Raw genomic sequence first — 11848 nt, forward strand, 5'->3', positions numbered from 1 at the left:
CTCCCTTAAAAAACTTCGAAGATTATATACATAAAGATACTTCTTTTTCAAATAATAAATGTACCATCATTTGGAAAGAAGGCCGATGTATGAAGAAAGTAAAATGGACTTTATTAGGTGGGGTAGCAACGCTAGTATTAGCGATTGTATTTTATAAACTTATTGTGTTAGCTGGTGGCTATATGATGGATGAAAAGCAACTCGTTTTCCACTCTTCATCACGTATCGTTGACCAGAAAGGGAAAGAAATTACGAAATTATATGTAGAAAATAGAGACCTCGTACCAATCGAGCAAATTCCAAAATACGTGCAGCAGTCGTTTATTGCAGTGGAAGATTCTCGTTTTTATGAGCATCAAGGGATTGATTATCCTTCTATATTCCGTGCTCTTTATAAAGATACGTTAGCTGGAGAAAAAGTAGAGGGCGGTAGTACGATTACGCAGCAACTTGCTAAAAGCGTCTTTTTAACTCGTGAAAAAACATTTACGCGCAAGTTGAAAGAAGTCGCAATTTCCCTTCAACTCGAGCAAAAATATACGAAGCAACAAATTCTTGAAATGTATATGAATCGTATTTATTTTGGTCATGGAGCTTACGGTATTCAAGCGGCAGCAAAGCTGTATTTTAATAAAAATGTAGAAGATTTAACAGTAGAAGAAGGGGCAATGCTTGCAGGTCTTCCGAAGTCGCCAAACGGATATTCACCTTATTTTTCTCCAGAGAAGAGTAAAGAACGCCGTGATCTCGTATTGTCACTTATGCATAAACAAGGCTATTTGACTGCAGAAGAAAGCGTACGTTATCAAGGGAAGACAATTGCTCTATATAAAAACTTAGATGAGAATGAACTCGCATATATGCCGTATATTGATATGGTTATAGATGAAGCAGCACGTTTATACGGATTATCTCATCAAGAAGTGCTTCGCGGAGGATATACGTTTGTCGTACCGATGGATGAAAAGATTCAAAAGGTAGCGTATAACCAATTTCAAGATGCAAGAAATTTCCCTGGGAAAGAAGAGGTGGCGCAAGGTGCATTTTTATTAATGGATAATCGTACGGGCGGGATTAAAGCGGCGATTGGCGGAAGGAAGTATGTGCCAAGAGGATTTAATCGTGTTTTTGCAAAAAGGCAGCCGGGGTCTGTGTTAAAACCGCTTATCGTCTATGCACCAGCACTCGAAACGAAAAAATATAATCCATATTCTTTATTAACGAATGAAAGAAATTCTTTTGAGGGCTATGAACCTCGAAATTACAATCATGAGTATTCAAAAGAAATGACGATGTACGATGCGATTTTAGAATCGGCAAACGTACCGGCAGTTTCTTTATTAAATGAGTTAGGGGTAGAGGAAGGAAAGCAATATTTAGAAAAGGGTAATGTCCATATTGCAGATGCTGGTCTAAGTACGGCGCTTGGCGGATTGAAAAATGGTGTTTCACCATTTGATCTTGTGAAAATGTATCGTGCGTTTTTAGCAAATGGTGATATTATTGAGCCGCACGTTATTGATAAAGTGTTAAATAGACATGGTGCAGTCATTGGAGAATCGCCAAAAGTAGAAACGAAAATTTTCTCGAAACAAACGGCATGGTATATGACGAAAATGCTTGAAGGAGTTGTAAAGGAAGGGACAGCGAAAGCCGGTGTATATAACGGGGCGTTAGCTGGGAAAACAGGTACCACTTCCTTACCAAATGAAGATAATGGAGCTAGAGATATGTGGTTCGTTGGCTATACGCCAAATTTAGTAGGCGCTGTTTGGATTGGTTATGATCGTACAGATAAAGAGCATCAGCTGCAAGGAGAAAGTGCGTCAGCAACGAAATTATTTAAGAAAATTTTAACGAAGGCAAATGTAGAACAGAAAGAGCAGTTTATGAAACCAGAAGGTGTGGAAACAATCGGTGCTCCGATTCGGTTGCATAAGATTGAAGATGTGAAAATGAAATTAGCGTTTAGCCCTTTCGGTTTATTTAAAGCGAAATTAAGCTGGACACCACTTCCAGATGAAAGAATTATGTATCGTATTTATAGAGTGGAAAACGGAATTCATACGCATGTAGGCACTGTAAACGGTGCTGGAGAATATGAAGAAAAGTTCGTTAATATCTTTTCAAAACCGAGCTTTTACGTTGTGCCATATAACACACAAACGAATCGCGAAGGAGAAAAGTCAAAAGTAGCTAAACCATAGTTTTTCTCTGTGTTATAATAAGAATGTTGTGAAAACGGTAAGCGTTTTTACGAATGTTTGTGTCAATTTAATGAACAACGTACATAATATTATGCATTTTGTTTTTACAAGCTGTATAGTAAAAAAAGATAAATAGCGGAATAGAACGTATTTAGAGCAAAAGCATTGGCAAGGAAGGGAGCAAGGGTCTTGGTAAGAACTATAAATGAGACATTTTTAAAAGCATGTAGGGGGGAACGTACTGATTATGTACCAGCATGGTATATGCGTCAAGCAGGTCGTTCGCAGCCGGAATATAGAAAGATAAAAGAAAAGTATTCTTTATTTGAAATTACACACAATCCAGAGTTATGTGCTTACGTTACAAAATTACCAGTTGATCAATATAACGTAGACGCAGCAATTCTTTATAAAGATATTATGTCACCACTACCTGCAATTGGTGTGGATGTAGAAATTAAATCAGGTATTGGCCCAGTTATTGATAATCCAATCCGTTCTTTACAAGACGTAGAAAAACTAGGGGAAATCAATCCAGAAGATGACGTACCGTACATATTAGATACAATTCGTTTATTAACGACAGAAATGCTAGACGTACCGTTAATTGGTTTTTCAGGAGCTCCATTTACACTAGCGAGCTATATGATTGAAGGCGGTCCATCTCGTAACTACCATAATACGAAAGCGTTCATGTATGCAGAGCCGAAAGCTTGGTTCGCTTTAATGGATAAACTAGCAGATATGGTTATTACATATTTAAAAGCGCAAATTAATGCAGGAGCAAAAGCAGTTCAAATTTTCGATTCTTGGGTTGGAACAGTAAATGTAGCAGATTACCGCGTATTTATTAAACCAGCAATGGAGCGTATTTTTGCAGAAGTTCGCACGATGGGTGTACCGATGATTATGCACGGCGTAGGAGCTGCACACTTAGTGAATGAGTGGCACGACTTACCGCTTGATGTTGTCGGTTTAGACTGGCGTTTACCAATTGAAGAGGCACGTGCTCGCGGCGTACATAAGGCGGTACAAGGTAATATGGACCCTTCATTCTTACTTGCGCCATGGTCTGTTATTGAAGAACATGTAAAAGGTATTTTAGATCAAGGGATGAAGCAGCCAGGTTATATCTTTAACTTAGGTCACGGTGTATTCCCAGAAGTAAATCCAGATACATTAAAACGTTTAACTACATTTATCCATGAATACTCTAAAGGGCAGTTAGCGAAGTAAAGGAGAATTGCTGTATGAAAAAGAAAATTGGTTTGCTTGTAATGGCATACGGAACGCCATATAAAGAAGAAGATATTGAACGTTACTATACACATATTCGCAGAGGAAGAAAGCCAAGTCCTGAAATGCTAGAAGATTTAACAGAGCGTTACCGTGCAATTGGTGGTATTTCTCCTTTAGCTACTATTACATTAGAGCAAGCTAAAAAGTTAGAGAAGCGTTTAAATGAAGTGCAAGATGAAGTAGAGTACCATATGTATCTTGGTTTAAAACATATCGAACCGTTTATTGAAGATGCAGTGAAAGATATGCATAACGATGGTATACAAGATGCAATCGCACTTGTTCTTGCGCCGCACTATTCTACGTTTAGCGTGAAATCATACGTTGGACGAGCACAAGAAGAAGCTGAGAAACTTGGAAACTTAACAATTCACGGCATTGATAGCTGGTATAAAGAACCGAAATTCATCCAGTACTGGGTTGATGCAGTGAAAGGTATATATAACGGTATGTCAGAAGCAGAACGTGAAAAAGCAGTATTAATCGTATCTGCACATAGCTTACCAGAGAAAATTATTGCAATGGGCGATCCATACCCAGATCAATTAAATGAAACAGCTGACTATATTGCAAGAGGTGCTGAAGTAGCAAACTATGCAGTAGGTTGGCAAAGTGCAGGAAACACACCAGATCCTTGGATTGGTCCAGATGTACAAGATTTAACGAGAGAATTAAATGAAAAGTACGGTTATACTTCATTCGTATACGCACCAGTTGGGTTTGTTGCGGAACATTTAGAAGTTTTATATGACAACGACTTTGAGTGTAAAGTTGTAACAGATGAAATTGGCGCAAAATATTATCGTCCAGAAATGCCAAATGCATCGGACGCATTTATCGACTCTTTAACAGATGTTGTAGTAAAGAAAAAAGAATCTGTAATGTAAGAAGAAAGGGGGAGCCTGCTTGAGGAAAAAAGTTGTAATCATCGGCGGTGGCATCACAGGATTAACAACAATGTATAACTTACAAAAAGATGTTCATGACAAGAACTTGCCGATCGATACATTACTGATAGAAGCATCGGGTAAAATTGGTGGGAAAATTCAAACCGTTCGAAAAGATGGATTTACAATTGAACGCGGACCAGATTCTTTCTTAGTACGAAAAGAAAGTGCAGCTAGATTAGCGCGAGAATTAGGTCTTGGCGATGAACTTGTAAATAATAAGGCCGGTCAATCATTTATCCTCGTAAACAATCGGTTACATAAAATGCCGAGCGGATCAATGATGGGAATTCCAACGCAAATTACACCGTTTCTATTTTCCGGGCTGTTCTCCCCAATTGGTAAACTAAGAGCTGGTTTTGATCTATTAATGCCGAGATCAAAGCCGGTATCTGACCAATCACTCGGGCAGTTTTTCAGACATCGCCTCGGAAACGAAGTGGTTGAAAATCTAATAGAACCATTACTATCGGGTATTTATGCAGGGGATATTGATGAAATGAGCTTAATGTCAACATTCCCGCAAATGTATCAAATTGAGCAGAAACATCGCAGTATTTCACTCGGTATGCGTACGCTCGCTCCGAAAGAAGAGAAAACGGAACCGAAAAAGGGAATCTTCCAAACAGTGAAAACAGGTTTAGAATCTATCGTAGAATCTCTCGAAATGAAGATGCATGAAGGTACGATAATAAAGGGAACCCGCATTGAAAAAGTTGCAAAACAGGGTGATGGCTATACGATTACGCTAAGTAATGGAAAAGAGATAGAAGCGGACGCGGTCGTAGTGGCAACATCGCATAAAGTATTGCCATCAATGTTTGCGCAGTATAAGCAGTTTCGTTTCTTCCGTAACATTCCAGCCACATCAGTTGCGAATGTGGCAATGGCTTTCCCGAAATCAGCCATTCAGCGAGATATTGATGGTACAGGATTTGTCGTATCTCGAAATAGTGATTACACAATTACAGCATGTACGTGGACACATAAAAAATGGCCACATACAACGCCGGAAGGAAAAATGCTTCTTCGATGTTACGTTGGACGACCTGGTGATGAAGCAGTTGTAGAACAAACAGAAGAGGAACTCATTCAGCTTGTACTAGAAGACTTACGAAAGACGATGGATATTACAGAGGATCCAGAGTTTACAGTCGTAAGCCGCTGGAAAGAAGCAATGCCCCAATATACAGTAGGTCATAACGAGCGAATGAAGAAACTCACAACATTCATGGAGAAAGAGTTGCCAGGTATATACTTGGCAGGTAGTTCTTACGCTGGTTCTGGTCTTCCGGACTGTATTGATCAAGGTGAGAGAGCTGCAAAGCGTGTGCTATCTCATTTGGAGAAAGTAATGGATGCGGAATTAATCGCACAATAAAGTGAAACGCCTTCAATCACATTGAAGGCGTTTTGTTTGTTATATAAAACACTTATTCACCAATAAACATATATAAGTTATTTGGCTTTATCACGGCATCTCCCGCATAAATAACCCATTCTGTTAAGTCATCAAAATCTAAATGATAAGAATTTCCTTCACTCATATCTTCTATAAAATATGGTTCATTGATGAGTACCCCTTGAATAAGGTCTTCTGTAATATGTTGCATTTCAAACCACATATGTTCGCTTTTACCCTCTTCATAGGAAACACCAAATTTAGCGAGGAAACGAAAATCTTCATTTGATTGTTCAATTTGAAAAATGTTGCTGAAATACCCGAAAGTATTCTTCGCATTGTAAGCCATACGAGCCGTTTCACTATTTGTTTTATAAAACATGAGCCCTGTAGCTTCCTCGTGTTCTTTAAAAAAGCTTTCGATACATTCTTCTGAAGTATCAAATTTGAACAAGAGAACAGATGGCGATTGATGGTATTCATCTCGGTCATCCATCCCGCCTAAGAATGTGTTTTGTGCATCTATTGGTTGTAGCTTCACTTCTTCATCCTCAATTGAAGATAATTGATCCATACTCGTTTTATGCCCAATATAAGATAATCCTTTCTCCCATGGAACAGCTACTGTATGTATAGAACCTTGCTGACTATGTGCGATAACGATAGGCTCATTCATAGGGACTTGTCCATTCTCAACGGCATTATTCGCAAATGTTTGAAAGAGGTCACCAATGCCGTAGTAGGAAGAAATGCGATTTGGAATAATTAATTCTATTTCTGTTACACCTGCTCTTAAAAGGCCGTGTGTATGAAACCAATATTGCGTAGGCTCGCCTTCTTTATCGTCTTCATAAACGGAATGAATAACGTATAAGTCAGGAATGTCAGGTAATAATTCATTTTCAACGTGATATTCAATATAGCTTCTAGATATCACCTTCATTGCTGCGCTTGAATCGATTACAAATAACAAATCTGGGGCGAGGTTCCATAAAAATTGTATTTGCTGGAAAAAGCAGTCCAGTACATCGCCTACAAATAGCGTACGAGTGAAAATTTCAGTACCGAAAGCCGCATCTTCAAAATTACGATCTACGATTGTAGAATCTTGTCTATTGTACATTTTATATTCTTCTGGATCATTCGCCTCATCAATATGCAGTTCATACGGTATGATTGTTTCATCCATATGTAACTCAGCAATAAGGCTTGTCTCATCACTATAAACAATTTTTAACTCATCAACTTTAGTAGCGATATTTTCTAGCCGCTGTTTTAACTGCTCAATTGTAATTCTAGTTGGTATAACAGCAATCATATCTGAAAAATGACGTTCTAATGTTCCATTCATAGCTGCGCGGTATGTTTCTGTCTGTACTTCCATCCAATCACTCCTATTCAAATGAATCCATTTTACATGCCAATTAAATTTCGATATTTCTGTTTTTTCTCTTTCATATTATAAAACGCATTCGTAGAAGGTGTAAAATTATTATTTTGTATTATAGTTTGAAAGCTTGTAAATTAAATAATTTTTTTGTAAAACTTGTCGAAATATCATTCTATATAACGAATCATTTGATATGATAGAAATGCTGAGAAAATATGAAATAGGGAGAGGGAAATGGCTGTGAAGAAATTGTTAAGTATCTTTTTATCATTCTTGCTATTGCTTTCATTTACTGGAACTTTAGCACAAGCAGAAGAAACTACTTCTATGTCAGTAGAAAAAGCAATTCAAGTATTTAAGCAGCAAGGGAAAACGAAGGGGACAGTGGAAGGATATATCGTTGGATATACGCAAAGTCCTTCTAAATACACGAAAGATCCGGCTAAGTTTGACGACACAAATGTGGCAATTGCCGATTCGCCAAATGAAACGAATCCAGACAAAATCATGCCTGTTCAGTTGCCAAAAGGCGATGTGAGAGCGGCAGTAAACGTGAAAGATCATCCTGAAAATATTGGGAAGAAAGTTAGTTTAACAGGGACGCTTGAATTATATTTTAGTAGCCCAGGTTTAAAATCAGTAACAGCTCATAAGTTTCAAGGAGAAGGACAAAACCGTGTTAGCGATGTAGTAGCTTCGCCTGGTGGCGGGGAAATTGCGAAAGGAACAGCAGTAACATTAACAACGAGCACAGAAGGAGCAACAATCTACTATACGTTAGATGGCTCTAACCCTACAAATAAAAGTGTTCGTTATAACGGACAAATCGTAGTGAATGAAAATAGTGTAATGAAAGCAATTGCAGAGAAAGAAGGCCTTACTTCTTCAGCAATTTCAACTTTTTCATTTGTTATCGTAAACAATGAACAGGTTCGTATTCATGATATTCAAGGTAAATCACATATTTCTCCTTACAACGGGAAGAAAGTGTACAATGTGGAAGGCGTTGTAACAGCGCTTGATAAAAATGGTTTTTATATAGAAGACAATCAGCCAGATAATGATCCAGCTACCTCAGAAGGTATGTACGTATACAAAAAAGATGCGAATGTAGCAGTAGGAGATCTTATTCAAGTTGATGGAGTAGTAGAAGAATATGTTGGACCTGGATATGCAGAGCGATTTGAAACAGACTTAACGACGACGGAAATTAAAGCGAGCCGCGTTGCTGTAATCGCAAAAGATCAAGCTTTACCAGCACCGATTGTACTTGGAGAAAATGGTGTGAAAATTCCTGATCAAATTATCGATAATGATGCATTTGGTTTATTTGATCCAAATGAAGATGCAATCGACTTTTATGAAAGTATAGAAGGTATGCGCATTACGATGCCAACACCAAAAATTATTGCCCCTCAGAAAAATGGGAATTTATATGTAACAGTAAAAAATGGCGGAGATAAAGTCGTAACGAAATATGGCACACCTGTATTAGATGAAAATCAATTAAACCCAGAGCGTCTTTCTGTAAAAGTACCTCGTGATTATGTAGCAAAAGTAGGAGATACTTTCACAGGAGATATAACAGGAGTAGTCGGATATGATTACGGTTCGTTCCGCATTGCGCCAATAACGGAATTACCATCTGTAGTAGACGGCGGATTTAAGCAAATAGGAGCAAATATTCAGCCGCGTCTTGATAAGTTAACAGTTGCTACATATAACATTGAAAACTTCTCGGCGAATAAAAAAGAAACAACAGATGAAAAAGTAAAAGCGTTAGCGTATTCTATTAAATACAATTTAAAAATGCCAGATATTATCGGTGTAGAGGAAATGCAAGATAACAATGGATCAATTAATGACGGTACAACAGATGCTTCTTTAAGTGCAAAACGTATCATTGATGCAGTTCTAGAAATTCGCGGGCCAAAGTATGAGTATGTAGAAATTGCTCCACATAATAATCTAGACGGAGGAGCGCCAGGAGCGAATATTCGCGTCGGTTTCTTCTACAACCCATCACGCGTGAAATTAGCAGCAGTACCGAAGTTACTTGATAAAAATGTCGTTCGCATTGGAGACGAAAACCCATTATTTGAAAGTACACGTAAACCACTTGCGGCAGAATTTACATTCCAAGGACAAAACGTTATCGTCGTTGCCAATCACTTAAACTCAAAACTAGGAGATGCAACGCCATTTGGAAAAGTACAGCCACTCGTATTAAAGAGTGAAGAAAAACGAGTTCAGTTAGCACAAGAAGTAAACAATTTTGTACAAGGTATTCAGAAAAAGAATACGAATGCACCAGTTGTTGTGTTAGGGGATATGAACGATTTCGAGTTCGCTAAACCATTAAAAACACTAGAAGGAACAAACTTAAAAAATATGTTAAACACAGTGCCGAAAGAAAATCGCTACACGTACATTCATGAAGGAAATGCGCAAGTGTTAGATCATATTTTAGTAACAAACAACATTGCACCGCACACAATTGTAGACCCAGTACACTTAAACTCAAACATTATGAAAGAACATGGACGTGTAAGTGACCACGACCCAGTACTTGCTCAAATTGATTTGAAGAAAGCTTCTTAAATAGTTGTAAAAGAACGCTTAGAGATATACTGAGCGTTCTTTTTCTGTAAAAATCATGTTAGAATTATTTTAAAATTCAGTGTTTTTAATGAGGGGGTTAAAGATGCAAGCATGGTTAAATGGGAAATTAATGAATCAGCTTGCAATTTTTTTTAGTACAATCGTCATGCTTCAATTTGTAGCTGATATAACAGGGCTTACACAAAATTTAGATATTACATATAACTTAATACATACAGCAGCATCTTATATAACGTTTAGTTTGGCAGTTATTTTTACTTTAATCGGCGCAAGTAGAGAGTTGAGTAAATATGCAATTATTACATTATGTTTAGTGGTAGGTGTTAAAGCGATTTATTTTGTAGCGGTCGTTATTTTATGGGGATTGGCTGGTACGCCGTAAAGGGGAGGATGATTATATGAGTATCGAAAATATACGAGTGATACATGTAAATGATAATAAGAGTGTAATTCCCGTCTAACTTAGGGAATTACGCTCTTATTCGTTCAATGATTTAGTCTGAAATTACTTGAAACGCTTTTCTACACCGATCTCTTCTTTGCAACCTTCTTTTATATTTTTTTCTATCGCGCTTTACGCCTTGTATATACATGAATAAGCTAATGAGAAGGAAGAAAGTACATTGCATCGTTAAAATGTACGGTGACATTCCATTCAATGGTTGCTTTGGGTCATATAAATGAATAGGTGCTCCGCCTATTGTAGGGAATATTGTATTTAGCAGGACGTACGGAATGGAGTTAACTGCAAATGGAAATAGAATTGCCATATAGTCCTTTTGTGACCATGCAGATGCAGCAAGTCCTAAGAGGGCCATTAAACCTGCAAATAAAAAATTAATTCCGATATATACCGTAATGTAAGTGAGGGGCGCATCTAAATATAGGTTTGCGAACATTCCATCATCATTTATGATGCCTGAACCAGCTATAGGTTCTCCGTCTGGAATGGTTAATTTGCAAAATAATAACGATAAGATGAATGGAAATGTATAAAGAAATCCTCCGCAAAAAAACGTAACGATATATTTCGTTACTGAATAAGGAAATAAAGAAATTCCTTTACTCACGAACGGTTTAAAACCATCTGACTTATCGGAATTGTAACTTGTACTAAAGGGGAAACTCGCAATAACTGGCATTAATAATAAATAAACATCCATTTCATTGTCACGAAATCCAATCCATTTTATATCTGTTGATATAGGTCCGCTCGCAGCGTCTCCTAAATAACGAATGACATAATAATAGTGATAAATACAAATAAGAACAAATCCACTAAACATAATAATTAAAGAAACACGATTACAAAAAGCTTGCTTTATATTTAAACGAAGCGCACGCATCATGACTGAAAAAGCCTCCACTATTTTGATAAACTTGTCTATTTTATATATTACTATTAATTGTAAAGTTTTTCTTGTTTTTTTATTTGATTATTTGAAAAAAGGGAAATTTGTTGTTGTGAAGTAAGGTTTAGCTAGAATTAATTTTTTCTAAAATAAGGTTGACATTTAAGTATTACATTTGTAATCTTAGTTGTAGATTACAAATGTAATACGGAGGAGTGAAATATATTATGACAAATCAATTACCTAAAATATCTGAAGCAGAATTAGAAATTATGAAAGTACTTTGGTCGAATTCTCCACAAACAGCGAATGAAATTATAGAAGAACTGGAAGATGCAATGGACTGGAAACCGAAAACAATCCGTACATTAATTAATCGATTAGTACAAAAGGAAGCCGTTTCTTATCATCAAGATAAAGGGCGTATGTACGCTTATTATCCGTTAGTATCACAAGATAATTATTTACAAGTTGAAACGAAATCGTTACTAAAGCGTTTTTGCGGTGCGGCGTTTAAGCCGTTACTGGTCAATTTCTTGAAAGAGGAGAAATTATCTTCAGAAGATATTAATGAACTGAAACGCATTTTAGATAAGAAGACAGAGGAGAATAAGAGGAAGGATCGATAA

Annotated in this window: 9 protein-coding genes; 7 read left to right on the plus strand and 2 right to left on the minus strand. The window is 37.1% G+C overall.

Going from position 1 to position 11848, the window contains the following annotated elements; all coding sequences use genetic code 11:
- The first annotated feature begins 89 nt into the window (after positions 1–89).
- The 4 genes from DN390_RS24195 to hemY all read left to right on the plus strand — a co-directional run bounded on the left by DN390_RS24195 (position 90) and on the right by hemY (position 5834).
- The gene (locus DN390_RS24195) at positions 90–2207 is read left to right on the plus strand and encodes a transglycosylase domain-containing protein (RefSeq protein WP_147808698.1); all 2118 of its coding nucleotides are present in this window, start codon (positions 90–92) and stop codon (positions 2205–2207) included.
- A 189-nt stretch (positions 2208–2396) separates the two neighbouring features.
- Positions 2397–3443 (plus strand): uroporphyrinogen decarboxylase, encoded by a 1047-nt coding sequence (hemE, locus tag DN390_RS24200; protein WP_000252614.1) that lies wholly within the window; start codon positions 2397–2399, stop codon positions 3441–3443.
- Positions 3444–3457: 14 nt separating this feature from the next.
- Complete coding sequence (gene hemH / locus DN390_RS24205; protein WP_060629861.1) at positions 3458–4393, plus strand: ferrochelatase; 936 nt, start codon at positions 3458–3460, stop codon at positions 4391–4393.
- A 19-nt stretch (positions 4394–4412) separates the two neighbouring features.
- Positions 4413–5834 carry a protoporphyrinogen oxidase gene (gene hemY, locus DN390_RS24210; protein WP_097949501.1) on the plus strand — a complete coding sequence of 474 codons (1422 nt, stop codon included), beginning with the start codon at positions 4413–4415 and terminating at the stop codon, positions 5832–5834.
- A gap of 52 nt (positions 5835–5886) precedes the next feature.
- On the opposite strand, the gene DN390_RS24215 is transcribed toward hemY, so the two are convergent.
- Positions 5887–7239, minus strand: coding sequence for a DUF4026 domain-containing protein (locus tag DN390_RS24215; protein WP_147808699.1), 1353 nt, complete (start codon positions 7237–7239; stop codon positions 5887–5889).
- Between the two features lie 240 nt (positions 7240–7479).
- Between DN390_RS24215 and DN390_RS24220 the strand changes: the two genes are divergently transcribed.
- Both DN390_RS24220 and DN390_RS24225 read left to right on the plus strand, forming a co-directional pair.
- Positions 7480–9846, plus strand: coding sequence for a DUF6359 domain-containing protein (locus DN390_RS24220; RefSeq protein WP_147808700.1), 2367 nt, complete (start codon positions 7480–7482; stop codon positions 9844–9846).
- A gap of 103 nt (positions 9847–9949) precedes the next feature.
- On the plus strand, positions 9950–10249 hold the full coding sequence (locus DN390_RS24225; protein WP_141439108.1) for a hypothetical protein: 300 nt from the start codon (positions 9950–9952) through the stop codon (positions 10247–10249).
- Positions 10250–10361: 112 nt separating this feature from the next.
- Here DN390_RS24225 and DN390_RS24230 read toward each other — a convergent pair whose 3' ends face one another.
- The gene (locus tag DN390_RS24230; protein WP_097949505.1) at positions 10362–11216 is read right to left on the minus strand and encodes a hypothetical protein; all 855 of its coding nucleotides are present in this window, start codon (positions 11214–11216) and stop codon (positions 10362–10364) included.
- Positions 11217–11446: 230 nt separating this feature from the next.
- Here DN390_RS24230 and DN390_RS24235 point away from each other — a divergent pair, with 230 nt between their 5' ends.
- Entirely contained in the window at positions 11447–11848 is a 402-nt protein-coding gene (locus DN390_RS24235; protein ID WP_147808701.1) for a BlaI/MecI/CopY family transcriptional regulator, read from the plus strand.

This window comes from Bacillus sp. SH7-1 (assembly GCF_008042405.1).
GTDB lineage: Bacteria > Bacillota > Bacilli > Bacillales > Bacillaceae_G > Bacillus_A > Bacillus_A thuringiensis_N.

Bases quoted from the DNA above. Each gene is read 5' to 3' on its own strand.
- DN390_RS24225 (WP_141439108.1), top strand. From the start codon at position 9,950: ATGCAAGCATGGTTAAATGGGAAATTAATGAATCAGCTTGCAATTTTT.
- DN390_RS24215 (WP_147808699.1), bottom strand. From the start codon at position 7,239: ATGGAAGTACAGACAGAAACATACCGCGCAGCTATGAATGGAACATTA.
- hemH (WP_060629861.1), top strand. From the start codon at position 3,458: ATGAAAAAGAAAATTGGTTTGCTTGTAATGGCATACGGAACGCCATAT.
- DN390_RS24195 (WP_147808698.1), top strand. From the start codon at position 90: ATGAAGAAAGTAAAATGGACTTTATTAGGTGGGGTAGCAACGCTAGTA.
- DN390_RS24235 (WP_147808701.1), top strand. From the start codon at position 11,447: ATGACAAATCAATTACCTAAAATATCTGAAGCAGAATTAGAAATTATG.
- DN390_RS24220 (WP_147808700.1), top strand. From the start codon at position 7,480: ATGGCTGTGAAGAAATTGTTAAGTATCTTTTTATCATTCTTGCTATTG.
- DN390_RS24230 (WP_097949505.1), bottom strand. From the start codon at position 11,216: ATGATGCGTGCGCTTCGTTTAAATATAAAGCAAGCTTTTTGTAATCGT.